General features: G+C 62.7%; 21 protein-coding genes. 16 read left to right on the top strand and 5 right to left on the bottom strand.

Translation table 11 applies throughout. From position 1 onward, the window contains the following. Window positions 1-1,626: a L,D-transpeptidase family protein gene (locus tag AC15MQ_RS00205; RefSeq protein WP_287665149.1), complete on the bottom strand. Its 1,626-nt coding sequence runs from the start codon at window positions 1,624-1,626 to the stop codon at window positions 1-3. Between the two features lie 716 nt (window positions 1,627-2,342). On the opposite strand from AC15MQ_RS00205, the gene AC15MQ_RS00200 reads away from it, so the two are divergent. Further along, the gene (locus tag AC15MQ_RS00200) at window positions 2,343-3,782 is read left to right on the top strand and encodes a DUF294 nucleotidyltransferase-like domain-containing protein (protein ID WP_287652884.1); all 1,440 of its coding nucleotides are present in this window, start codon (window positions 2,343-2,345) and stop codon (window positions 3,780-3,782) included. A 99-nt stretch (window positions 3,783-3,881) separates the two neighbouring features. Here the strand turns inward: AC15MQ_RS00200 and AC15MQ_RS00195 are convergent, their stop codons facing one another. Next, window positions 3,882-4,157, bottom strand: a complete 276-nt coding sequence (locus tag AC15MQ_RS00195; protein WP_287652885.1) for an ArsR family transcriptional regulator — start codon at window positions 4,155-4,157, stop codon at window positions 3,882-3,884. A gap of 525 nt (window positions 4,158-4,682) precedes the next feature. On the opposite strand from AC15MQ_RS00195, the gene AC15MQ_RS00190 reads away from it, so the two are divergent. The 4 genes from AC15MQ_RS00190 to AC15MQ_RS00175 all read left to right on the top strand — a co-directional run bounded on the left by AC15MQ_RS00190 (window position 4,683) and on the right by AC15MQ_RS00175 (window position 9,669). Next, on the top strand, window positions 4,683-5,069 hold the full coding sequence (locus AC15MQ_RS00190; protein ID WP_287652886.1) for a group II truncated hemoglobin: 387 nt from the start codon (window positions 4,683-4,685) through the stop codon (window positions 5,067-5,069). Window positions 5,070-5,198: 129 nt separating this feature from the next. Beyond that, complete coding sequence (gene typA, locus AC15MQ_RS00185; RefSeq protein ID WP_287652887.1) at window positions 5,199-7,040, top strand: translational GTPase TypA; 1,842 nt, start codon at window positions 5,199-5,201, stop codon at window positions 7,038-7,040. A gap of 116 nt (window positions 7,041-7,156) precedes the next feature. Beyond that, on the top strand, window positions 7,157-8,776 hold the full coding sequence (locus AC15MQ_RS00180) for a 4-hydroxyphenylacetate 3-hydroxylase family protein (protein WP_483078998.1): 1,620 nt from the start codon (window positions 7,157-7,159) through the stop codon (window positions 8,774-8,776). After that, entirely contained in the window at window positions 8,773-9,669 is an 897-nt protein-coding gene (locus AC15MQ_RS00175; protein ID WP_287665147.1) for a SphA family protein, read from the top strand. The genes AC15MQ_RS00180 and AC15MQ_RS00175 overlap by 4 nt, the downstream gene beginning before the upstream one ends. Here AC15MQ_RS00175 and AC15MQ_RS00170 read toward each other — a convergent pair. Next, window positions 9,666-10,001 (bottom strand): DUF3301 domain-containing protein, encoded by a 336-nt coding sequence (locus AC15MQ_RS00170; RefSeq protein ID WP_287652890.1) that lies wholly within the window; start codon window positions 9,999-10,001, stop codon window positions 9,666-9,668. The two genes, AC15MQ_RS00175 and AC15MQ_RS00170, sit on opposite strands and share 4 nt — an antisense overlap. A 333-nt stretch (window positions 10,002-10,334) precedes the next feature. Here AC15MQ_RS00170 and AC15MQ_RS00165 point away from each other — a divergent pair, with 333 nt between their 5' ends. From AC15MQ_RS00165 to hemF, 10 genes are all read left to right on the top strand, one after another. Further along, window positions 10,335-11,735 (top strand): TolC family protein, encoded by a 1,401-nt coding sequence (locus AC15MQ_RS00165; RefSeq protein WP_483078997.1) that lies wholly within the window; start codon window positions 10,335-10,337, stop codon window positions 11,733-11,735. Next, window positions 11,732-12,946: an efflux RND transporter periplasmic adaptor subunit gene (locus AC15MQ_RS00160; RefSeq protein WP_287665141.1), complete on the top strand. Its 1,215-nt coding sequence runs from the start codon at window positions 11,732-11,734 to the stop codon at window positions 12,944-12,946. Before AC15MQ_RS00165 ends, AC15MQ_RS00160 begins: the two co-directional genes overlap by 4 nt. Beyond that, window positions 12,946-13,656, top strand: a complete 711-nt coding sequence (locus tag AC15MQ_RS00155) for an ABC transporter ATP-binding protein (protein ID WP_287652893.1) — start codon at window positions 12,946-12,948, stop codon at window positions 13,654-13,656. Before AC15MQ_RS00160 ends, AC15MQ_RS00155 begins: the two co-directional genes overlap by 1 nt. Continuing rightward, entirely contained in the window at window positions 13,650-14,870 is a 1,221-nt protein-coding gene (locus AC15MQ_RS00150) for an ABC transporter permease (protein ID WP_287652894.1), read from the top strand. The genes AC15MQ_RS00155 and AC15MQ_RS00150 overlap by 7 nt, the downstream gene beginning before the upstream one ends. Window positions 14,871-14,918: 48 nt before the next feature. After that, a complete protein-coding gene (locus tag AC15MQ_RS00145; protein WP_287652895.1) occupies window positions 14,919-15,440 on the top strand; it encodes a gamma carbonic anhydrase family protein in 522 nt (173 codons plus the stop codon). Between the two features lie 200 nt (window positions 15,441-15,640). Beyond that, window positions 15,641-16,693, top strand: a complete 1,053-nt coding sequence (gene dusB / locus AC15MQ_RS00140) for a tRNA dihydrouridine synthase DusB (protein WP_287665138.1) — start codon at window positions 15,641-15,643, stop codon at window positions 16,691-16,693. Next, on the top strand, window positions 16,690-16,947 hold the full coding sequence (locus AC15MQ_RS00135) for a helix-turn-helix domain-containing protein (RefSeq protein ID WP_287665136.1): 258 nt from the start codon (window positions 16,690-16,692) through the stop codon (window positions 16,945-16,947). The genes dusB and AC15MQ_RS00135 overlap by 4 nt, the downstream gene beginning before the upstream one ends. Window positions 16,948-17,007: 60 nt before the next feature. Further along, a complete protein-coding gene (gene purH, locus AC15MQ_RS00130; protein WP_483078996.1) occupies window positions 17,008-18,573 on the top strand; it encodes a bifunctional phosphoribosylaminoimidazolecarboxamide formyltransferase/IMP cyclohydrolase in 1,566 nt (521 codons plus the stop codon). A gap of 139 nt (window positions 18,574-18,712) precedes the next feature. Further along, complete coding sequence (gene purD / locus AC15MQ_RS00125; RefSeq protein ID WP_483078995.1) at window positions 18,713-19,993, top strand: phosphoribosylamine--glycine ligase; 1,281 nt, start codon at window positions 18,713-18,715, stop codon at window positions 19,991-19,993. Window positions 19,994-20,036: 43 nt separating this feature from the next. Beyond that, window positions 20,037-20,954, top strand: coding sequence for an oxygen-dependent coproporphyrinogen oxidase (hemF, locus tag AC15MQ_RS00120; protein ID WP_483078994.1), 918 nt, complete (start codon window positions 20,037-20,039; stop codon window positions 20,952-20,954). 21 nt (window positions 20,955-20,975) lie between these two features. Here the strand turns inward: hemF and AC15MQ_RS00115 are convergent, their stop codons facing one another. Further along, window positions 20,976-21,746: a uroporphyrinogen-III synthase gene (locus AC15MQ_RS00115; protein WP_287665127.1), complete on the bottom strand. Its 771-nt coding sequence runs from the start codon at window positions 21,744-21,746 to the stop codon at window positions 20,976-20,978. Then, window positions 21,743-22,690 carry a hydroxymethylbilane synthase gene (gene hemC, locus AC15MQ_RS00110; RefSeq protein ID WP_483078993.1) on the bottom strand — a complete coding sequence of 316 codons (948 nt, stop codon included), beginning with the start codon at window positions 22,688-22,690 and terminating at the stop codon, window positions 21,743-21,745. Before hemC ends, AC15MQ_RS00115 begins: the two co-directional genes overlap by 4 nt. 207 nt (window positions 22,691-22,897) lie before the next feature. Here hemC and AC15MQ_RS00105 point away from each other — a divergent pair, with 207 nt between their 5' ends. Further along, the gene (locus AC15MQ_RS00105) at window positions 22,898-23,554 is read left to right on the top strand and encodes a methyltransferase domain-containing protein (RefSeq protein WP_483078992.1); all 657 of its coding nucleotides are present in this window, start codon (window positions 22,898-22,900) and stop codon (window positions 23,552-23,554) included. The last annotated feature ends 11 nt before the right edge of the window (window positions 23,555-23,565 follow it).

Below are 23,565 nucleotides of genomic sequence, written 5' to 3'. Positions count from 1 at the left end.
TCAGGGGATAGACTCTGCGGCAATTTTCGATTCCTTCGAGGCCTGGACGGCAGTCGATCGCTGTCTCAAGGCATTGTCGAGAATCTTGTCGTGTCCGTAGATATCCGGGAAGAAGTACACCCGCCCCTCCCTGACGGTGGCAGTACTGTAGCCGAGGACCACCGGTACAGGCTCCTTCAGGCGGATGGTTGCGGACTTGCCTTTGCGCATCGCCTGTGCGATACGCTCCTCGGTCCATTCCGGTTCATCGGCAAGAACGAACTTCGCCAGGGCCGCTGGCGCCTCGACACGAATGCAGCCGTGACTGAAATCGCGCCGATCACGCTTGAAGAGTGGCAGGGTGGGCGTGTGATGCAGGTAAATGTTCTCCTTGTTGGGAAACACAAACTTGATGTCGCCAAGGGCATTGCTGGCCCCGGGTCGCTGGCGGATACGCAGTTGGCCACGCTGGACCGCGTCCAGATCGGCCTCGGAGAAGCCTTCAATGACCCGGCCGTCGCTACCGACGAATTCGAAGCCCTGGCGGTTGAAATAGCCCGGGTCGCGCCGCAGCCTCGGCAGGGTTTCGCCCTTGGCGATCGATGGTGGGACGTTCCAGTAAGGGCTGAACTCGATCAAACGCAGTTCGGAATCGAACAGCGGGGTACGGGTCTTGCGGGCAGCGCCAACAATGACCCGCATCGCCACACGCGTCTCGATCCTGCCGTCGCGAACGTCATAGCCACGCAGCGCGAACTCCGGGATATTGACCACGATGCCACGCCGCGCTTGCTGCAGCGGCGTCCAGCGCAGCCGCTCCAACGCCAGTTCCAGTTGTCGGGCACGTGTCGGCGGGGAAACATTGAGTTGCTCCAGGGTTTCCTTGCCGATGATCCCATCCGGGGTCATGCCATGCCGTTCCTGGAATGACTTCACACCCTCGACGAGTTGCCCCTCGTAACGGGGCGGCGGCGTCGCGGTGGCAGGCAAGTCGGCGAGCAGGATCAACCGCTGGGTCAGGGCAGGAATACCCGGGTATTTCTGCCCTGGGGACAGTTTTCCCGCGGGCAACGGCGGCAGCGCTGTCAGCCAGGCCGGGTTGCCGGTCAGTTCCCGGTAGCGTGCCAGAGCCTCCCTGACCGCCACATACTGCGGCCAGGTGGGAGCCGCGCCACGCGCGGCCTCCGTAAAACGGTTGTCGACAATGGCTGAATTCAGCAGCGCATCGGGGGTGAAATCGGTCACTCCCGCCGAACTGTAGTCCACGCCAAGCCGACGCGGATCGACACGCCCGAAATGGAGGTCAGTGAGATAGCGCCGCACGGCAACCGTCAATGCCTGATCCAGCGCTGTCAGGCTGCCTGCCGCCAGAGGCTGCCCGTTGCCGCTCCTTTCCAGAGCGCCGCGCAGGCGATCGACACTGTAGTCGCCGGCTTCCAGCCCGTCGGCAGCGGCTTTGCTGAGCAGTTCGACAGCCTGCTGGGCGGCCGCCTTCGGCCGCTCGTTACCAAACCAGAGCGGTGTGTCGGTCGCGGCCGACAAGTTGCTGCCGGACAACCCGATGGCCAGACAGATTGCCGGCAGGCGTCGATAAATGCAGCGTTGCGAATAGGGTGCGAAAGGCAGCGGATGCGCGATGGCAGACATGCGGGGTCACAGAATTGGGCTCTCCCGGCATTATCTACCATCAGCGCACCGTTCGACCATCAAAGTGCTGGTCGAGGTCGATGTCTGCAAATCTTGACCAGCACGGCGGCCACGGCATCAAGCGGGGTTCGCCGTCATCACTGCAGCGTGACCCCGCTTTGGATCACTTCTTCCTGACGTCGGATGCCTGTGAGCCGACGCTCGACGATCCGCCACCGAACGGTGCTGCAGGTGCCGTGGGTTTTTGGGGTTGCTTTGGTTTCTTGGCTTCGCGATTTCCGCGTAACTGACTCTTGGCCATGGAAGTTCTCCTGAAGCTGCTACGGTTGCATGCCAGATGGCCAGAACCAGCATACGCGCTATTTCACGGCACGGGGGGATGGGGATAGGGATTGGCGATAATTCTTCGCAGGCAGTGGAAGTTGCCATACGGCTTCAGCAACCACGCTGGCCAATCATCCAGGGTCGGCCTCATGCACGGCTTGGCGATGGGGAGGAGTCACCGCACCCCGCGACGAATGGTGATCTGACGGCCTGTGGGCGCCAGCTTCTTCAAGAACTGCACACGGGCGGTGACCGGCATCGGCGCGCGGGACCTGCCTGCCGATGCTAGAATTGCGGCCCCGGGTGCGAGGACCCGTTGTTGCAGCCCGCCGCGCAATTCTAGGCGCCAGGCAGAGCCAGTCCATTGTCGAACAAGCAAGGAGTAACCAGTGATGGCCGAAGAAGGTCAGTTCTTTCGCCCGGTCAAGGATTTCTGCCAGCGCACGGTGGTCACCTGCGGACCTGATGATGCCTTGGTAGACGTCGTCAGGATCATGCGTGCCAAGAACATTTCCAGCGTCGTGGTCTGCGAGAACTCGCTGCCCAGCGGCATCATGACTGACCGTGACCTGCGCAACAAGGTCGTTGCTGCCGGTACCGACCCGTCCCGGCTCGTCGTGCGGACGATCATGAACAGCCCGCTGTCGGTGATCGGCGAAGAGGATCTGCTGTACGAAGCGCTCTACCGGATGTCGCGCGAGCGGATCCATCGCCTGGCGGTGGTCGATGAACAGGGCAAACTCTCGGGCATCATTACCGACAGCGACATCATCCGTCTGCAGGCGCATTCACCGCATCAACTGGTCCTCGACATCGAGAGGACACGTGATTTCGAAGAGTTGAAAGCCGTGTACTCGCGTATCCAGAGCCTGGTGCTGCACCTCAGCGGCACAGGCACGAAGACCCGCGATGTGGTGCGCATGATTGCGCATTTGAACGATCAGATTCTATTGCGCCTGATTGCCCTGATGCGCCAGGATCGCTTTGCCGAGTTGCCCACGCGCTTCGCTTTTGTCGTGCTCGGCAGCGAGGGACGCGGCGAGCAGACACTGCTCACCGACCAGGACAATGCCATTGTTTACGGCGACGAACTCGGCCCCGACGAAATCCGGCAGATCGAAGATTTTTCGCAGGTCCTGATTGACTCCCTGGTGGCCATCGGCGTCCCCCCCTGTTCCGGCGGCATCATGGCCAACAACAAGGAGTGGCGGCGCAGCCTAGGCAAATGGACAGACCAGCTCGACCGCTGGATACAGGCCCCGACACCGAACCACGTTCTGAGCTGCGGCACGTTCGTGGACATCCGTACCATCTACGGCGACCCCTCCTTCGAGCAGGAACTGAAGGCGCAGTTGTACCAGCACGTGCAGCGAGACAAGTTGTTCCTGATGCGCATGGTCGAGAACACCTTGCGCTTTGTCCCCCCGATCGGCTGGTTCGGCAAGATCAAGGGCGAGAAGGACGGCGAACACTCGGGAATGCTGGAAATCAAGAAGGCCGGCATTTTTGCCCTATCCGAGGGCGTCAAGGCACTGGCCATTCAGGCCGGCAAGCTCGAAGGCAGTACCCATCAACGACTTGAAGCCCTGGTCAGGGACAAGGTGGTGAACAAGAAGATGGCCGCGACGATCGCCGAGAGCTTCGACTTCCTGGTCCTGATGCGCCTGCGCGGACAGGTGGAAGCCGTGCGCGAGGGCCGCAAGCCGGACAACTACATCCAGATCGAGCGGCTCAACATGATGGAACTTGGCAGGCTGCAAATCGCCTTGAAGGGTGTCGGAAAATTCCAGGAGTTCATCAAGGGCCACTTCAACCTGCATCTGCTCAGATAGCGACGCAGCATTTCCGATCTGCGCCCGGGCCGTCACCACGCGACAATGTCAGGCCGGTACTCGGGGTGTCGCGGTCTCGCTACCGGCGCCCTCGCCCGCTCAAAACAGACCGGTTTCCGAATCATCATCCTTTTTCACGCCCGGCTTCCGCCCACGCGCCGGTGTCGGTGGGTCACAGGACAGACGGCAGCTGACACCTTCGATCTTTCGGCCTTCAATGAAGCGGGTTACCCTGCAGCAGATCACGTCCCCGGACGCGGCGAGCCGGGCGACCTGATCACGTAGCTCGGCGATCGGAATGTTGAGCGCCTCGGCCATGTCGACATCGAGTTGCTCCGCATGCGCCCGCAGATAAGCAACAATCGTTTCGGTCATCTGAATACCCTCTTAAATGCCTTTGCCAACTGGAAAGGTACAGCAGTGTGCGCCGCGGCCCCGTTTCTGGCAATTCCTGCGCTGCGAACAGAGCCCCGATCGACGCCACCGGCAGACGGGAGAAGCCCGTACTCCGGACACCGATGCCAGCCCAACGTGGCGATTCGGGAAAGGCAACCGTACGACAGCAGCTTCAGCCTGTGCGTTCGGATCCCGATTGCTGCGCCGCAGCGAAAACTCGATTGTAGTCCGCGATTGGAGATTGTCAAGTTCGTGTCAAGCGCTCATGCTGCAGCGCAGCATCAACTGTCGGAGTGTGCACTGGCTACACTGGCGATCGATTTTACCTTCATGCAGACCACAGGATCTGCGCACGTCGAAAGGGCTGCAGGTAGAATTCAGCGCTTGGGCTAACGGTCGGCAACACGCCATTCCACCCCGATCTGGGAAACCGCACGCGTTTTCCCGGCACAGACACACCACTCCAGCGGTTTCCACCTTCACGTCAGGAGCGCCCGAACAGCCATGCAGCAGCAAACTCCTTACCAACTGATCGGTGGCGAAAGCACGCTGGCCAGGCTTTGCAATCGCTTCTACGAGCTGATGGACAGCGTTCCTCAGTTCGCCACGATTCGTGCCCTGCACCCGGTCGAGTTGCAGTCCTCGCAGGACAAACTGTACATGTTCCTTTCGGGCTGGCTCGGCGGGCCTGACCTCTATGTCGAGAACATCGGTCATCCGATGCTGCGCCGCCGTCATCTGCCCTTTGCCATCGGTGAAAGCGAGCGTGACCAGTGGGTCGCGTGCATGGTTCTGGCGATGGAGTCCGTCGGTATCGAAGAGCCGCTACGCGAGCAATTGATGCTCTCCTTTTTCAACACCGCCGATTTCCTGCGTAACCAACAACCCTGATTTTTTCAGGCCGCCAAGGTCGGGTTTTCACGGGAATGGGCGCAGGCCAGCGCCAGGCTGTTTTGCGGTGCAACAGGCGCAGCCTGCCTGTGCTAGAATAGCGCCCCTTGTTCAAAGGCTTGACACTACATGTCCCGTGCCGTCCGCAACATCGCCATCATCGCCCACGTCGACCATGGCAAGACCACCCTGGTGGACAAGCTACTGGTTCAGGCTGGCAGCTTCTCCGCTCACCAGCACATCACCGAGCGGATGATGGACTCGAACGAACTGGAAAAAGAACGAGGCATCACCATCCTGGCCAAGAATCTTGCAGTCGACTATGCGGGTGTCCATATCAACATCGTCGACACGCCGGGACACGCCGACTTCGGCGGGGAGGTAGAGCGTGTGCTGTCGATGGTCGATGGCGTCCTGTTGCTGGTCGACGCGGTTGAAGGACCGATGCCACAGACCCGCTTTGTCACCAAGAAAGCCCTCGCCCTTGGTCTGAAGCCGATCGTGGTGGTCAACAAGATTGACCGTGACGGTGCCCGACCGGATTGGGTCGTTGACCACACCTTCGACCTCTTCGACAAGCTCGGGGCAAACGATGAGCAGATGGACTTCCCGGTAATTTACGCATCCGCGATCAACGGCTACGCGACACTGGATTTGTCCAAGCCCTCGCCGGACATGCGGCCGATGTTCGAAACGATTCTCCGGCACGTCTCGCCGCCGCACGCAGACGAGATCGATGGCCCGCTACAACTGCAGATTTCGGCCCTCGACTACTCGAGCTACGTCGGACGCATCGGCATTGGCCGCGTGCAGCGCGGGCGCCTCAAACCAGCCCAGCAGGTGATCGTGATGTATGGCCAGGCGGACGCCAATGGCAAGTTCGAGCATGGTGCTCCGAAAACCGCCAAGGTCGGTCAAGTGTTCGGTTTCCGTGGTCTTGAACGGGTACCGCTGGACGAGGCGGTCGCCGGCGACATCGTCCTGGTCACAGGGATCGAGGATCTTTCTATCGGCTGCACGATCACCGATACCGAAAAGCCGGAAGCGCTGCCGATGCTGCGCATCGACGAGCCGACGCTGAACATGACCTTCATGGTCAATAACTCACCATACGCCGGTACCGAAGGCAAGTTCGTCACCAGCCGCCAGATTGGCGAGCGCCTGCGCAAGGAACTGCTGACCAATATGGCGTTACGCGTCGAAGAAACTGCCGAGACCGACAGCTTCCTCGTTTCCGGCCGCGGTGAACTGCATCTGACGATCCTTCTCGAAACCATGCGCCGCGAGGGCTATGAACTGGCGGTCGGCCGCCCGCGCGTGATCGTCAAGGAAATCGACGGCGAGGAATGCGAACCCTACGAAATGCTGACCCTCGACGTCGACGAGTCGCACCAGGGCGCAATAATGGAAGCCTTGGGCTATCGTCGTGGCGACCTTCAGGACATGTCTTCGGACGGCCGCGGCCGCGTTCGTCTTGAGTACCGTATCCCGGCCCGCGGTCTGATCGGTTTTCAGGGGGAGTTCCTGAACCTGACGCGTGGCACCGGACTGATGAGCCACGTTTTCGACGAGTATGCGCCGCTCAAGGGCGACATCCCAGGCCGCCGCAACGGCGTGCTGATTTCCGGCGAGAAGGGCGAAGCGGTGGCCTATTCCCTGTGGAAGCTGCAGGACCGAGGCCGCATGTTCACCGTGCCCGGCGACAAGCTCTACGAAGGCATGGTGATCGGCATCCACAGCCGCGAGAACGACCTGGTCGTCAATCCGATCAAGGGCAAGCAACTGACCAACGTGCGTGCCTCGGGAACCGACGAAGCGGTGCGCCTGGTGCCGCCGGTGGCGCTGACGCTGGAGTCGGCCGTCGAGTTCATCGACGACGACGAACTTGTCGAGATCACCCCCAAGAACCTCCGCATCCGCAAGCGCCTGCTGACCGACAACGAACGCCGCAGGGCCGCGCGCGAAGCTTAGCCTCCGGGGTCTCGGCCCCAACCCCGGGATCTCGCTACGCTTGACTTTTCGCTGCCCCGATTTCACGCTTGTCGCCTCGATTGAACACCGTTCCGTCGAGCCAACGAGGAGCGACGATGACCAGCACGCAATCCCGGCAGCGGCCGACCGACAGGCTGATGAATGGCGCCGAATACCGCGAATCCCTGCGCCAGTACAGCCCCAGGATCTATGTCGACGGCGAGTTGATCGGCCCGGTTGTTGATACCCCGGCGCTGCAGCCGGGAATCAATGCACTGTCAGTGACCTATGATTTCGCGCTTGATCCCGCGAAATCGCCGCTGATGACCGCAGTCCAGGCGAACAGCCAGCGGACGGTCAATCGCATGCTGCACATCAACGAGTCATCAGGCGATCTGCTGAACAAGCTCGAGGCGGTGCGCCTCCTGTGTCAGGAGACCGGCTGCGCGCAACGCTATCTGGCACACGATGCGCTGAACGCGATCCACCAGGTCAGCGCCAGGATCGACGATGCGTGTGGCAGCAACGAACATCGGGCTCGCTTCGCGGCTTACCTCGAAGACGTACAGGCACGCGATCTGGCTCTGGGAATCGCCATGACCGACGCCAAGGGCGACCGTTCGAAGCGTCCTCATCAGCAAGCCAACCCGGACAGCTACGTGCATCTCGTCGAGCGCAGCGCGGCCGGAATCGTGATCTCGGGGACCAAGGCCATCGTCACCGGCGCACCGTACATGCACGAAATTCTGGTCATGCCGAGCCGCAACATGGACGCGGCCGACGCCGATTTCGCCGTGTGCTGCGCGGTGCCGGTCGATGCGCCGGGCCTGACGATGGTTGCCCGCCCGGCAGGGCGCCCGGGAGAAAAGCTCGAACACGGCGCCGCCCTGTTCTCGCGGCGCTATGGACAATCGACCGCGGTGCTGATCTTCGAGCGCGTTTTCGTACCTTGGGAACGGGTTTTTTTTGCCGGCGAGTGGGAGCATTCCGGAGCAGTGACCTACAACTATGCCACGCATCATCGCCATAGCTGCATCGCCGCCAGAGCCGGCTTCGGCGACCTGCTGATCGGTGCCGGCGCCCTGATGTGCGAGGCCAACGGCTTCGATCCGGGCCGGAAAGCCAGCCTGCGCGAACCAATGATCGAATTGATCAAGATCACCGAGGGCTTCTTCGCCTGTGGTGTCGCAGCCAGCGTATACGGCACCAGGGACGAGCACAGCGGCAGCTTCATGCCCGAACCGGTGTTTGCCAATATCGGCAAACTTCTGCTCTCCACCCAGATTTACGACATGCATCGTCTGGCACACGAAGTGTCGGGGGGGTTGATCGTGGCGCTACCCGGTCCCGATGAAGACCACAACCCGGCGACCTCGGCGACCCTCGCCGAGGTCCTGCGCGCCAACCCGATGGTGCCCTACGACAAGCGGATCGAGGTCGCCCGTTTCATCGAAGACCTGAGCGCGTCGTACCAGGGTGGCTGGTATTCGTTGATCAGCCTGCATGGCGGCGGCTCGCCGGCGGCATTGAAGCAGGAGATCTGGCGCCACTACCCGCTGGGCAACAAGGTCGAACTGGTCGAACGGCTGCTTGACCGGGGCGTACTGCACGATGACGCGCGCCCGATCACCCGCAATCGACAACCAGGCCGCTGTTGTGATGCTGGCTGCTCACCACCGGGACAAGCTATCATGCTGCCGCTGCCGTACACCAACAAGGGAGAAGAAAACCAATGAACACCGTGCAAAGCATTCTGCTTCTGGCGGTGCCGGCCCTGCTCGCCGGCACCCCGGTCCTCGCCAAGGAGGGGCCTGACCAATATCCGAACGGATCCGAGAACTTCATGGCCGGCGCGCTGCCGCCGCCCGGCAACTACTTCATCAACTACCTCGGCTATTACCAGGGTGACTATCGCGACAACGATGGCCACAAGGTTCCGGGGCTGAACGTCAGTGCCACTTTCGATGCTCTGCGCTTCATCCACGTCACCAATCAGAAGATCTTTGGTGGAGACTGGGCGGTGCATGCGATCGTACCGCTCGTCTCCCAGAGAATGCACACCCCGTTTCCAGGTATCGGCAACGGCAGCGTCTTCGGCCTTGGCGACATCGTCATTGACCCGCTGATCATCGGCTGGCATTTCCCGCCGGACTGGCACCTGACCGTCGGTGTCGACATCTACCTGCCCACCGGCAAGTACAGCAAAAGCAACCCCACCGACAGCATCGGAGCCAACTACTACAGCTTCGAGCCGATCTTCGCTTTCACCTACCTGAACCAAGGTGGTTTCGAAGCATCCGCCAAACTGATGTACAACCTCAAGACCAAGAACCTCGACACCGACTATCAGTCGGGCAATGAGTTCCACATGGACTACCTGATCGGCCAGCACTTCGGGCCGTGGGCCGTCGGACTAGCCGGCTACTACCTGCGGCAGACCACCGACGACCAGGTGAACGGCCAGAAAGTTGGCCCGGATGGCCGGCGCGGCCAGGTCTTTGCCTACGGTCCGGCAATCAAGTACGACTACAAGGGGATGAGTTTCGTCGGCTCCTGGAACCACGAAAGCAGCGTCGACAACCGCTTCCAGGGCAACAAGTTCTTTTTCAAGTGGGTCACTGCGTTCTAGGCGGAAGGCGAGCACAGCCGCGGCGAGCGCGTCTGCGGCAGATGCACCATCAGCAACTCACTGCCGAGCAGGGTAACCCGACCGTGACGGCGATTATCCCCGGTATCGCTGTACTCGAAATGATAAACACGCCGCAGGCGCAGCCGGCCATCGTCGTCACGCGCTGGACGCAGCGCCCCCAGCGCCACGGTGTCGTCAAGCAGCAGCAGGTTCTCTGCGGCACAGGCGGCACGCGCGGCAACCATGCCGGCCTCGCGCGCCTTGAAGCTGTCAAGCCAGAACCACCCTCCGGCCAGCATGACCAAGAGGCCAACCGCTTCCATCCACGGCATCACCCGGCTCCCGTGGAAGACTGCCTTGCGGCGGCGATACGACCTTGACCGGCAGATGCTTGCACGCCCGCCCGAGTGTCCGCCTGACATACCCCCCAGACCCTCCGGCAAGGCGCCTCGCAGGTGCTCGTCGTCGTCATCGCTGCTGCCATCCTGATGTGCGTGTCGCCGCGGCCGGTCGCCGTTGCGGGTGGTAATATTTGCTAACGGAAAAACCTGCCGGACGCTGCACCAAGGCGTCAGTGTCGCAAGACATCGCGGCAAGCCTCGCTATACTAGCGAAAAATGGCCTACATCACATCCCGACCGACTGCGCTCGCCCATGGCGCCATATTGTCCCGCCTCGCCCTCGCCACCTTGTGTGCCGGATTTGCGACCCCGTTGCAGGCCTTCGAAGCCAGCGACCCGTTCGCCATCCGCGCGCTTACCCCAGCTCGTCCTGCGCTGACGATCAGCGGCGAGCTTCACCGCATGCCTTGCCAGGCACTGCCCGCCGATGCTGTCTATGGGATGCTGGAAGTCGTCGACCTGGCATTATGCAAGAACCCGACAACCCGTGAGGCGTGGTCGTACGCGCGGGTGCAAGCCGCCCAGGTCGGCCTGGCGCAGTCCGACTTCCTGCCGACGGTCGATGGTCAGGTGGCCGCCAGCCGGATCAGGGCCGATTCACGGAGCACCACCCAGCGCAATGCATCGCTGACGCTGTCGTGGTTGCTGTTCGACTTCGGAGCCCGTTCGGCAAATCTCGAAGTGGCAACGCAGTTATTCAGCGCCGCCGTTTCGACGCTCGACTCGACTGTGCAGAGCGTTTTTCTCGGTGCCCTGCAGGCCTATTACAACGTTCAGGCCGCACGTGCCGCGGTCACCGCCGCGCTCGAATCCGAAAGAGCCAGCCGCGAAAGCCTGTCGGCAGCCGAGGTCCGCTACCGCGTCGGCACCGGCACTCCCGCCGACCGCCTGCAGGCGCAGACCGCCTGGTCACAGACCACTCTGTTCCGCATCCGGGCCGAGGGCGTTCTCAGAAACAGCCTGGGCCGGCTGGCCAATATCATGGGGCTCGACGCCAATCAGCCACTGCGGCTCGACGACATTCCGGCGTCGGCTCCCGTTGCCGGCTTTGAGGGCGATGTCGCCACACTGATTGCCGAAGCACGCGAACGCCGCCCCGAACTGAAGGCCGCCGAAGCCGAGCTGAAAGCCGCGCAATATGGCGTCGCCTATGCGCGAGCCGCCGGATTGCCGACCCTGTCGCTGAACGCCGGACCCCGATGGGAAGACATCGGCGGCGCCTCGGCCAACGCCAGCTCGATCGGTTTGATCGTCAACCTGCCACTGTTTTCCGGTTTCAATACCACCTACAACGTCCGCGCCGCCGAAGCCAGAACCGACGTCCAGAGCGCACGCCGCTACAACGTCCGCCAGCAAGTCGCGCTCGACGTCTGGGAGGCGTACCAGAACCTGAGCACCGCCACCCAGACGATCCGAACCACCCTCGACCTGCTGGCCAGCGCCGAACAATCCGAGCGTGTCGCCCTCGGACGCTACAAAGCTGGCGTCGGCAACATCCTCGACGTGCTCAACGCTCAGAGCGCGCTCGCCAACGCGCGCCTGCAGCGCATCCAGGCAATGCTCGACTGGCAGGTTTCACGCGCTACTCTGGCCAGGGCCGTTGGCGCCCTCGACAGCCGCCTGCTACTCCCGGCCGAAGGCGGCAAGAAAGCTTCCAACCCATGATTTCCCTCAAACGCTCTGCAATCGTTGCGCTGATGGTCACCATCGCTGGCGGTGCCTACTGGTACCGCCAGACCACAACGCAATCTCCGGAACAACGCTACAAGCTGCAGACCATCGACCGGGGCGAAGTGACGCAGACGGTATCGGCCAACGGCACGCTCAACCCGGTGGTGCTGGTCAGTGTCGGTACGCAGGTCTCCGGCACGGTGACCAGGCTCTATGTAGACTTCAACGACAAGGTCGAGAAAGGCCAGGCACTGCTCGAACTCGACGACGCGCTGCTCGCCGCGCAGGCGCGCCAAACCGCGGCCAACGTCCGCAATGTCGCAGCGGCACTCGATCTGGCCCGCGCCAATGAAGTGCGCATGCAGGCTCTGTTCGAACAGGAATACGTGTCACGGCAGGAACTCGAACAGGCACTGCAGGCTCGCCGCTCGACCGAAGCGCAACTCGCACAGGCCAAAGCCGCGGCCGACAAGGACCAGGTCAATCTACGGTACACGACGATCCGCTCTCCCGTCTCGGGCGTCGTCGTAGACCGCGTGGTCGACCTCGGGCAAACCGTAGCCGCCAGTCTGCAAACACCCACGCTGATCAAGATCGCGCAGGATCTCTCGGAAATGCGTATCGACTCGAGCTTTGCAGAAGCCGACATCGGCAGTATCCGCGAGGGGCAGAAGGTCCGATTCACCGTCGACGCCTTCCCCAACCGCAGCTTCCAGGGGCAGGTGCAGCAGATTCGCCTCAACCCGACGACCCAGCAGAACGTCGTGACCTACAACGTTCGCGTGTCGCTCTCCAACCCCGAACAGATTCTGCTGCCCGGCATGACCGCCTACGTCAGCATCGGCGTAGCCAGCCGTCAGGATGCTCTGCTGGTGCCGAACGCGGCCTTGCGTTTCAAGCCCAGCGACATCGCCGCCGGCGACAAGCCGCCAGGCGGCAGTGCCCCACCGGGCAGCGCGAAAGCCACCGGCGAGGGTGCCGGCGAAGCGAAGGGCAAGGGCAGGAAGCGCGACAGCGCCAGCGGCACGGTATACCGCATCGACAAGGACGAACTGAAAGCGGTCAGTGTGCAACTCGGAATCACCGACAACCGCAGCACCGAGGTGCTTGGCGGCGAACTGAAGGCAGGCGATACGGTCGTCATCGGCGAGAATATCGCCAACACCTCCGGCAAGCCGAGCAGCGTGGGAATGCGGCTGTTCTGATGTCGCAGGTGGTCATACGCACTCTTGCCGTGGGCAAGTCGTACCGCACGGCCGCCGGCCCCTTTGCGGCTCTGAGCGGAGTCGACCTGGCTATCGAAGCCGGCGAATTCGTGGCCATCATGGGCCCCTCGGGATCCGGCAAATCAACCTTCATGAACCTGCTCGGCTGCCTCGATACGCCGACCAGCGGCGACTACTTCCTGGTCGGCCGCAACGTCGCCCAACTGGGCAAGGACGAATTGGCGACACTGCGCAACCGCACCATCGGCTTCGTATTCCAGGGCTTCAACCTGCTGCCACGGATGACGCTGGCCGACAACGTCGCCCTGCCATTGGTTTACGCCGGCGTCGAGCGCGATGCGCGGCGAGCCCGCGCCCTGCAGGAACTGGCACGGGTCGGCCTCGGCGATTACGCCGCATCGCTGCCCAGCCGCATCTCGGGCGGCCAGCAACAACGCGTGGCGATTGCCCGCGCGCTGGTGAACTCGCCACAATTGATCCTCGCCGACGAACCGACCGGAAACCTCGACAGCCATACCAGCGAGGAAATCATGGCCCTGTTTACGGAACTCAACCGGGAAGGAATCACCATCGTGCTGGTCACCCACGAGCCGGACATCGCCGCCTGCGCCAGGCGGCAGGTGCGTTTCCTCGACGGCCGCCTCGTCAGCGACGTTCCGACGGCGGCACGCGCGCTTGCCGCATGCTGAAGGCAATGCTCCGCGAGGCCTGGCAGGCGATGGGCGCCAATCGCCTGCGCACCATCCTGACCATGCTCGGGATGGTCATCGGCGTCGGCTCGGTGGTGCTGATGATGGCCATCGGCCAGGGCGCGCAGTATGCGGTGGCGCAAACCATCAGCACCATGGGCAGCAATCTGTACATCCTGATCTCCGGGTCGACCAGCACCGGCGGCCTGCGCAGCGGCGGTGGCGGCGGCCCGACGCTGACCGTCGCCGATGCCGAAGCGATCGCCGAGCTCGACGGGGTGGCCAACGTCGCGCCGGTGCATCAAGGCACGCAGCAACTGGTGTATGGTCCCAACAACTGGAGTTCGACGGTGGTCGGTACCACCCCGCCTTACCTCGAGGCACGTGCGTGGACGATCGTCAGCGGCCACCCCTTCGGCGACTCGGATGTCCGGTCGGCAACGCGCGTCGCACTGATCGGACAGACGGCCGCCGACAATCTGTTCGCCAACGACGATCCCCTCGGCAAGACCATCCGTATCCGCCAGAGTCCCTTCGTGATCATCGGCGTGCTCGGCAAGAAGGGACAGAACCTCGACGGACGTGACCAGGACGATACCCTGATCATTCCGCTGAGCACCGCCCAGCGCAAGGTCTTCGGTACGCCCTTTGCGGGTTCGGTGCGTCTGATCATGGTCCAGGCCACCTCGGCGGAAGCGATGGCGAGCGTCGAAAGGAGCATGACCGCCCTGCTCCGCCAGCGCCATCGCATTCGCGAAGGTCAGGACAATGACTTCTATCTGCGCAACCTCGCCGCCGCGGCCGATTCCGCCGCCGAAACCACGCGGGTGATGTCGGTCCTGCTCGGTGCCATCGCTTCGGTTTCGCTGCTCGTGGGCGGCATCGGCATCATGAACATCATGCTCGTCTCGGTAACCGAACGAACGCGCGAAATTGGCATCCGCATGGCCATCGGCGCCCGCCAGAAAGACATCCTGACGCAGTTTCTGCTCGAAGCGCTGATGATCTCGGTTGCCGGTTGCCTGATCGGCCTCGTCCTCGGCATCGCCGGCGCCCTGCTCACCAACGCTGTCACCGACATGGTGATCGTCATTTCCGGCGGCTCGATCCTGGTTGCCTTTGGCGTCGCCGCAGGGATCGGCATCTTCTTCGGTTATTATCCGGCGCACCGGGCATCCGGCCTCGATCCGATCGAGGCGCTACGCCATCAATAGCCGGCCAGGCTACAATTGTTCACCTGCAACCACCGCGAGATTCAAGCCATGCCCATCTACGCCATCGGCGCCAAGCGCCCGCAGATCGACCCTCAAAGCTGGGTCGCCCCCAATGCCATCGTAATCGGCGACGTCCGGCTCGCAAAAAACGCCTCGATCTGGTGGAGCGCGACCGTGCGCGGCGACAACGATCCGGTCAGCATCGGCGAGAACAGCAACATCCAGGACAATTGCGTGCTGCACACCGATGAAGGCGTACCGCTGTCGATCGGCCGCGACGTCACGGTCGGCCATCTGGTGATGCTGCACGGCTGCACGGTAGGTGACGGAGCCTTGATCGGCATCGGCTCGGTGCTGCTCAATCGCGCGGTGATCGGCAAGGGCTGCATTGTCGGCGCCAACACGCTGATTCCCGAAGGCAAGATCTTCCCGGACCATTCGCTGATCGTCGGCTCCCCCGGCAAAGTCGTACGCCAGCTCAGCGCAGAAGAAGTCGATCGCCTGCAGCACAGCGCTGATCACTACGTCGCCAACTGGCAACGCTACCTGCGCGAACTCCAAATCCTGTAACCGGAGCAGCCACGGGCACCGCGATTCCCCGCCCGCACCATCCAGGAGCCGACGGCTGCGCCGTCTTCGCGACCGCGCGCGATGGGCTGAGGGCTGTGGTGGCCTTTGCGCGTATCGGATGCGGGCAAGAACTGTCTGTTTTCGGGACAGCAATCGAGGTAGAATCCCACTCTTGCCCTGCACGCCGGCACCGGATCGCCATGGAATTCCTCGGTTTTTCGCTTCGCAATCAGCTGTTTGTCGCGCCGATGGCGGGCGTGACCGATCGCCCTTTCAGGCAACTGTGCAAGCAAATGGGCGCTGGTCTGGCCGTCTCCGAAATGGTCACGTCCAATTCACTGCTCTATGGCAGCATGAAGACCCGCCGACGCGCCAACCACGACGGGGAGGTCGCGCCGATTTCGGTACAGATTGCCGGCGCCATTCCGGCCATGATGGCCGAGGCTGCGCGCTACAACGTCGACCGGGGTGCGCAGATCATCGACATCAACATGGGTTGCCCGGCAAAAAAGATCTGTAACGTAATGGCCGGTTCCGCGCTGCTCAGGGATGAGATACTGGTCCGGCAGATTCTCGAAGCGGTCGTCGATGCCGTGCCGAATACCGCGGTGACACTGAAGATCCGTACCGGTTGGGACACCGCCAACCGAAACGCCCTGCGTATCCTGAAGATCGCCGAGCAGGCGGGGATCAGGGCGCTGGCCATGCACGGCCGCACCCGCGCCTGCGGTTACAGCGGCCAGGCGGAATATGAAACGATCCGGGCAGTGAAGGCGGCGGCGGCAATTCCAGTCATCGCCAACGGCGACATCGCTTCGCCGGAAAAGGCGAAGTTCGTTCTCGACATGACCGGTGCCGACGCAGTGATGATCGGCCGCGCTGCGCAAGGGCGTCCCTGGCTGTTCCGGGAGATCGAACACTTCCTGAAGACCGGAAGCCACCTGCCACCGCCGCGTGTCAGCGAAATTCAAGCGGTACTGCTTGCCCACCTCGAGGAACTGTATCTGTTCTATGGCATCGATACCGGCGTACGCATCGCACGCAAGCACATTTCGTGGTACACCAGGGGGCTCGTCGGATCGGCGGCTTTCCGTCACATGATGAACCAGTTGCCGGACATCAGCCGGCAAAGAGACGCGGTCAATGCCTTCTTCTTCGGCCTCGCCGAGCACCATGAGCACCTGCCTTACGACACCACCGCGCCGGACGCGGCGGCATTTGTCGACGCCCATCTGGAGGACCTCGCAGCATGAACCAGAATGACGATACCGGCAACGACGACGATATCGCGGGCTGCGTTTACAAAGCTCTGGAAAACTACTTTCGCAGGCTTGACGGCGAGAAACCGGCTGCAGTCTACGAGATGGTCATCCGCAGCGTCGAACGCCCGATGTTTGCAGTCGTTCTCAAACAGACCGGCGGCAACCAGACACTGGCAGCGGAGATCCTCGGCATCAATCGCAATACGCTGCGCAAGAAACTGGTCGACCTCAAACTGCTGGGTTGAACCAAGCGCTTGCCTGTTTCCATCACATCACTCTCACGATAATTTCACGACCGGCCCATCATGAAAATCCGTCAAGCCCTCATCAGTCTCTCCAACAAGCATGGCGCGCTCGAATTCGCCGCCGGGCTGGTCGCTCACGGCGTCAACCTGTTGTCCACCGGCGGTACCGCCAGGATGCTCCGCGATGCCGGCCTGCCAGTCACCGAAGTCGGTGACTACACGGGGTTCCCGGAAATGCTCGATGGCCGCGTCAAGACCCTGCATCCGAAGATACACGCGGGGATCCTGGCTCGCCGTGACTTGCCCGAGCACCTGTACACCCTGGAACAGCATGACATCCCGACGATCGATCTGGTCTGCGTGAATCTCTATCCCTTTCGCGAAACGATTGCCAAGGCTGGCGTCACGCTCGACGAGGCCATCGAGAATATCGACATTGGTGGCCCGGCGATGGTGCGCTCGTCGGCCAAGAACTACCCCGGGGTAGCCGTCGTCACCGACCCTCAGGACTACGCGGCGCTACTCGCCGAGATGGCCTCCAGCGATGGCCAACTGAGTTTGGGCACGCGCTTCAGGCTGGCCAGGAAGGCGTTTGTGCACACGGCACGCTACGACGCGGCAATCGCCAACTGGCTGACATCGCTTGATGCAGACAACCAACCGCAACCGTTTCCCGAACAATTGCAACTCGCGTTCGATCGCGTCGAAACGCTGCGTTATGGTGAGAATCCGCATCAACAGGCCGCGTTCTACCGCGACCCGACGCCGCTTGCGGGCTCGATCGCCAACTACCGGCAGTTGCAGGGCAAGGAACTCTCATACAACAACATCGCCGATGCCGATGCTGCCTGGGAGTGCGTCAAGACCTTCGAAACGCCGGCCTGCGTGATCATCAAACATGCCAATCCTTGTGGCGTGGCGGTCGCGGAATCCCTGCTGACGGCCTACGAAAAAGCCTTCCAGACCGACTCGACCTCGGCGTTTGGCGGCATCATCGCTTTCAACGGCACGGTTGACGCCGAAGTGGTCGCGGCCATGAATGCCCGCAAGCACTTTGTCGAAGTCCTACTCGCGCCGGCTTTCAGTGACACCGCCAGGAACATGCTGGCGGCCAAGCAGAATCTGCGCGTCCTCGAACTGCCGCTGGCCAGGATCTATCACGCCTTCGAAATGAAGCGCGTCGGTGGGGGGCTGCTGCTGCAAACGCCAGACCGTTTCAATGTCCAGGCGTCCGACCTGAAAGTGGTGAGCCGGATCGTCCCGACCGAGGCCCAGGTTGAAGACCTCTTGTTCGCCTATCGAGTCGCCAAGTTCGTCAAGTCCAACGCCATCGTCTTCTGTGGTCGCGGCATGACCCTGGGCGTTGGTGCCGGTCAGATGAGCCGGGTCGATTCGACGCGTATCGCGGCCAGCAAGGCGCAGAATGCCGGCCTCGATCTGACCGGATCCTGTGTCGCCTCCGATGCTTTCTTTCCTTTCCGCGATGGGCTCGATGTACTGGCGGCGGCAGGCGCCAAGGCGGTCATCCAGCCGGGCGGGTCAATGCGCGACGAGGAAGTGATCGCCGCGGCCAACGAGCATGGCCTGGCAATGGTGTTTACCGGCACCCGGCATTTCCGGCACTGACCTTTCTTGGCAAGGGAAATGCGCAGGTGACGATGGATGGCGTTGCGGTGACGGTTGTCACGACTGGTTTGTGGCTCGGGAGATCCTCGGGTAGACGTTCGCGGCTACCTGCAAGGGCTCTGGCGGTGAAAGGATCCTTATGAAGTTACTGGTCATCGGTTCCGGCGGTCGCGAACACGCACTCGCCTGGCGTCTGGCGAAAACCCCTGGACTACAGAAAGTCTTCGTCGCCCCCGGCAACGCCGGGACTGCCCGCGAGCGGGAACTCGAAAACGTCAACCTCAGCGATCCGGAAGCACTCGCCGATTTCGCTGCCAGACAGCGCGTCCACCTTACGGTAGTGGGTCCGGAAGCGCCGCTCGCCGCCGGTATCGTCAATGTCTTCCGCGCACGCGGACTCAAGATCTTTGGTCCGACCAGGGAAGCGGCGCAACTCGAGAGTTCGAAGGATTTCGCCAAACGCTTCATGGCCAGGCACAATATCCCGACCGCGCGCTACAGGACGTTCACCGACAGAGTAGCGGCACAAGCCTATATCGACCAGCAGGGCACGCCGATCGTCATCAAGTCCGACGGACTGGCCGCAGGCAAGGGCGTAGTGGTGGCCATGAACCTGGACGAGGCGCATGCCGCCATCGCACGGATGCTCCCGGACAACCCATCGGCCGACCCGGCGGACGGTTCCGCGGCACGCGTCGTCATCGAAGAGTTCCTGGAAGGCGAGGAGGCGAGCTTCATCGTCATGGTCGATGGCAGGAACGCCCTTCCCTTGGCATCGACCCAGGATCACAAGCGAATCGGCGACGGGGATACCGGCCCCAACACCGGCGGCATGGGCGCCTACTCGCCGGCGCCGGTGGTCACTCCGGAAGTGCACGCCCGCGCCATGCGCGAGATCATCCTGCCCACGGTGCGGGGCATGGCTGCCGACGGCATCCCCTATACCGGCTTCCTCTACGCCGGCCTGATGATCGGCAAGGACGGATCGGTGAAAACGGTAGAGTTCAACTGCCGCCTGGGGGACCCCGAAACCCAGCCGATCATGATGCGCCTGAAGTCCGACCTGCTCGACCTGCTCGACCATGCCGTCGCCGGCCGACTCAACCTGGTTGAAGCAAGCTGGGATCGCCGCATTGCACTCGGCGTCGTGCTCGCTGCAGCCCATTACCCCGACACGCCACGCACCGGAGATCTGATCAGCGGCTTGCCTCCGGCCAGCGACGACAGCCATGTCTTCCATGCCGGAACGGCCGAAAAGGATGGCCAGATCGTCACCGCCGGTGGCCGTGTGCTGTGTGTCACGACCCTGTCCGACAATCTCAAGCAGGCACAGAAGCGGGCCTACGATCTGATTGTCGGCATTCACTTCGACGGCATGCAGTATCGCCGCGACATCGGCCACCGCGCCCTCAGCCGATGAACCTGTGGCAAGCGCAGTGGGCCCGTTGCGTGGCGCGCAGAGTATGATCGATACGACCCGGCTACAGGCCTACTTCACCGGCCTGCAGGCGCGCCTCATGGCGACACTCGAAGCGGTCGAAGGTGAAGCTGGGGCCCGCTTCCGGGTTGACCCCTGGGTAAAGGAAGCCGGCGCTGGCCTCGCGGGCAACGGTTGCACCTGCGTCATCGAGGGTGGTCGCGTATTCGAGCGGGGCGGGGTCGCCTTCTCGCAGGTCAGTGGCGCCTCCCTGCCGGCCTCGGCAACCGCCAAGCGACCCGAACTCGCCGGCCGTGCCTTCGCCGCCATGGGCGTTTCGCTGGTCCTGCATCCAGAAAACCCTTACTGTCCGACGGCACACATGAACGTCCGGGCGCTGATCGCCACCAGGCCGGATACCGAGCCTGCGTGGTGGTTTGGCGGTGGCATGGATTTGACGCCGTATTATGCTTTCACCGACGACATCCGGCATTTTCACAGCACCTGCAAGCAAGCCCTGCTGCCTTTCGGTGAAGGGACGCATGCCCGCTACAAGAAATGGTGCGACGAGTATTTCTTCCTCAAGCACCGCAACGAACCGCGCGGAGTCGGTGGCGTGTTCTTCGACGACCTTGCCGAGGGTGGCTTCGAGCGCTGCTTCGCGCTGACTCGCGCCGTCGGCGATGCGTTCGCCGACGCCTACCTGCCGATCATCGACAGGCGACAGACACTGCCTTATGGCGAACGTGAACGCGACTTCCAGGCCTACCGGCGCGGCCGTTACGTCGAGTTCAACCTGGTCTGGGATCGTGGCACGCTGTTTGGCCTGCAGTCAGGTGGGCGCACGGAATCGATCCTGATGTCGCTGCCACCGGTCGTCAAATGGCGCTACGACTGGCAACCCGAAGCCGGCACGGCGGAAGCCGCGCTCTACGACTTGCTGACACCGCGCGATTGGGCCTAGCCACCCAGACGGGATTCATGATCAACGCCAATGATATGCGCGCAAAGCGGCCATGATTCCGGCATCGGCCGGGCCGGTCAGGATCACCCGCGACAGTCCCAGCGCCAACGCCAGATCGGCAATACGCTGGTGCGGCACGAATAGCGGGGTAGACTGAAGGCAGGCGCGTCCCGGGGTATCAAGCAGATCGACCAGGTTGCGCAAGCCCTCACTCGAAGAAATGGTCAGGGCGTCAAGCTGGCCGCTCCGCCACAGTTCTCGCAAGGGCTCCGCATCGGTCGGTGCCGAGCGCTGGTAGCAGGTGACGTAGTCGACTTCGGCACCGCGTCCGCGGAGCGTCTGAGCGAGCAATTCGCGCCCACCATTACCGCGAAAGATGACCACCCGCCTGCCGGCAACGGACCCGCGCTGCAATTCCGGCAGTTCAAGGAGGGCCTCGGAATCGAAACGTTCGGTGGGCGCCAGAGTGTTCGCAATTCCGTAACTGGCGAGCAACGCGACGCTGCTCTGCCCGATCGCGGCAGCCCGCAGGCCTGCCGGCCAGGCACGCCTGCCGAGAATCACCGGCATGCTGAAAGCGACGGCGTTGGGACTGATGAAGATTGCCAGCGAGCAACTGTCGAGACCGAGGACCGCTGCTTGCAGGAATCCCGGATCCGCGACCGGCGAAATTTCGAGCAGGGGAAAAATTACCGCTTCGCCACCCTGCCCGGCGATCAGATCGGCCAGCCTGGACGCCTGCGCACGCGGGCGGGTAACAACGATTGTCCTGCCGCTCAGGGGCTCGGTCATTGGCCGGCTGAAAGACTCTCCAGGATGGCGTCCGCCCCCTGATTGCGCAGCACCTGCGCCAGCATGCAACCGATCGACTCGTCGTCCTGCGGCGCGCCTCGCAGTTCTCCGGCAAGCATGCGGCCGCCATCCGGCGTCGCGATCAGCCCACGCAACCAAAGACCCGCGTCGTCGAGCACCGCATAGGCCGCCAGCGGTACTTGGCAGCTACCACCCAGAGCGCGCGAGAAGGCGCGTTCGGCGCGTACACAATGGGCGGTCGCGGCATCGTTGAGTGCTGCCACAGATGTGATCATGTCGGTTCGCGCCGACGACACTTCCACCGCCAGCACCCCCTGCCCCGGCGCCGGCAAGGACTGCTCGGGCGTCAGCAGTGAACGTATGCGCTGCGCCAGCCCAAGACGAATCAGGCCCGCCGCAGCCAGGATGATCGCGTCGTATTCACCGGCATCGAGCTTTTTGAGGCGTGTATCGAGATTACCGCGCAGGCTTCTGACGGTAAGTTGCGGATACCTGGCGCGCAGGATCGCCGCACGGCGCAGGCTGGAAGTGCCGACCACGGCCTCGGGTGGCAGATCGTCGAGCGTATCAAAACGCGGGGAGACGAAGGCATCACAGGGATTCTCTCGCGCCGAAATGGCGGCAAGCACGAAGCCGGTCGGCATTTCCATCGGCACATCCTTCAGCGAATGCACCGCCAGGTCGGCGCGCCCGGCCTGCATGGCCACCTCGAGTTCCTTGATGAACAGTCCCTTGCCACCAATTGCCGACAGGGGTCGGTCCAGGATCTGGTCACCTCGGGTGGTCATGCCGAGGATCGTGACCGTAGTCTTTGGATATAATTGCGCCAGTCGCTCCCGGACGTGTTCTGCCTGCCAAAGAGCCAGGCGGGATTCACGGGAAGCGATGACAATTTGCGACGGAACTGTGATGGCAGCGGTCAAGGCAGGATTCCGATAAGGGTGCCAGCATATTCATCCCGTACAGCCGGCATGCTCGGGCAGCGTTGACGCCGACGACGCCGGCGGTGCGGGCGCGATTCTAGCATGCTTACCCGCCTATTCGACGCGGTCGATCGATGTGGTGGACGGGCTTGCGAAACGCCGGGGCCACGGCGCAACCGAGGCGCCAACAAAACCTGGAGTCAGCGCATGTCTGCCGAGAAACCTCGCCATCAACGGCCCGAATTTGCCGATTTCTGGGATCAACGTTTCCAGAATGGCATCACGCCATGGGAGGCAGGCCAGGCCCCGCAACTGCTATGCGAGTTTGCCGTACGCTACGAACAGGCACACCCGCTGGGCGGACCGCCAGGCGCTCGGCCTGGGAGCTCGTCCGTGCGTTGGCGGGTGCTGGTCCCTGGCTGTGGCAGCGCCTGGGACGCCGCTTTTCTTGCGCAGCGCGGCTGGGAAACAACGGCCCTTGATTTCTCGGCAGGCGCCATCGAAAGCGCCCGCGCCACACTCGGCGAGCGGTGGCCTGGTACCCTGCTTTGTGCGGACTTCTTCACCTTTGACCCGGGCACACCTTTCGACGTCATCTACGAACGCGCATTCCTCTGCGCACTGCCGCGCAAGCTCTGGGCAGACTATGCCCAAAGGATGGCACAACTGCTGCGTCCTGGCGGCCTGCTCGCCGGCTATTTCTTCTTCGGCGAAACCATCAAGGGGCCACCTTTTGGAATTCTTCCGCAGCAACTCGAGAACCTGTTGACACCGCACTGCACGCGCCGCGAAGACCGTCCGGTTGACCATTCCCTGCCGGTCTTTGCCGGCAGCGAGCGCTGGCAGGTCTGGCAGCGGAACTAGGCCCTACGGCT

The sequence above is a fragment of the Candidatus Accumulibacter propinquus genome (assembly GCF_056856495.1).
The sequence above is the reverse complement of the archived record's forward strand: the minus strand, read 5'-3'. Positions and strand labels throughout refer to the sequence as shown.

Coding starts and splice junctions, on each gene's coding strand:
- AC15MQ_RS00205 (WP_287665149.1), bottom strand. CDS start 1,626: ATGTCTGCCATCGCGCATCCGCTGCCTTTCGCACCCTATTCGCAACGC.
- AC15MQ_RS00200 (WP_287652884.1), top strand. CDS start 2,343: ATGGCCGAAGAAGGTCAGTTCTTTCGCCCGGTCAAGGATTTCTGCCAG.
- AC15MQ_RS00195 (WP_287652885.1), bottom strand. CDS start 4,157: ATGACCGAAACGATTGTTGCTTATCTGCGGGCGCATGCGGAGCAACTC.
- AC15MQ_RS00190 (WP_287652886.1), top strand. CDS start 4,683: ATGCAGCAGCAAACTCCTTACCAACTGATCGGTGGCGAAAGCACGCTG.
- typA (WP_287652887.1), top strand. CDS start 5,199: ATGTCCCGTGCCGTCCGCAACATCGCCATCATCGCCCACGTCGACCAT.
- AC15MQ_RS00180 (WP_483078998.1), top strand. CDS start 7,157: ATGACCAGCACGCAATCCCGGCAGCGGCCGACCGACAGGCTGATGAAT.
- AC15MQ_RS00175 (WP_287665147.1), top strand. CDS start 8,773: ATGAACACCGTGCAAAGCATTCTGCTTCTGGCGGTGCCGGCCCTGCTC.
- AC15MQ_RS00170 (WP_287652890.1), bottom strand. CDS start 10,001: ATGCCGTGGATGGAAGCGGTTGGCCTCTTGGTCATGCTGGCCGGAGGG.
- AC15MQ_RS00160 (WP_287665141.1), top strand. CDS start 11,732: ATGATTTCCCTCAAACGCTCTGCAATCGTTGCGCTGATGGTCACCATC.
- AC15MQ_RS00155 (WP_287652893.1), top strand. CDS start 12,946: ATGTCGCAGGTGGTCATACGCACTCTTGCCGTGGGCAAGTCGTACCGC.
- AC15MQ_RS00150 (WP_287652894.1), top strand. CDS start 13,650: ATGCTGAAGGCAATGCTCCGCGAGGCCTGGCAGGCGATGGGCGCCAAT.
- AC15MQ_RS00145 (WP_287652895.1), top strand. CDS start 14,919: ATGCCCATCTACGCCATCGGCGCCAAGCGCCCGCAGATCGACCCTCAA.
- dusB (WP_287665138.1), top strand. CDS start 15,641: ATGGAATTCCTCGGTTTTTCGCTTCGCAATCAGCTGTTTGTCGCGCCG.
- AC15MQ_RS00135 (WP_287665136.1), top strand. CDS start 16,690: ATGAACCAGAATGACGATACCGGCAACGACGACGATATCGCGGGCTGC.
- purH (WP_483078996.1), top strand. CDS start 17,008: ATGAAAATCCGTCAAGCCCTCATCAGTCTCTCCAACAAGCATGGCGCG.
- purD (WP_483078995.1), top strand. CDS start 18,713: ATGAAGTTACTGGTCATCGGTTCCGGCGGTCGCGAACACGCACTCGCC.
- hemF (WP_483078994.1), top strand. CDS start 20,037: ATGATCGATACGACCCGGCTACAGGCCTACTTCACCGGCCTGCAGGCG.
- AC15MQ_RS00115 (WP_287665127.1), bottom strand. CDS start 21,746: ATGACCGAGCCCCTGAGCGGCAGGACAATCGTTGTTACCCGCCCGCGT.
- AC15MQ_RS00105 (WP_483078992.1), top strand. CDS start 22,898: ATGTCTGCCGAGAAACCTCGCCATCAACGGCCCGAATTTGCCGATTTC.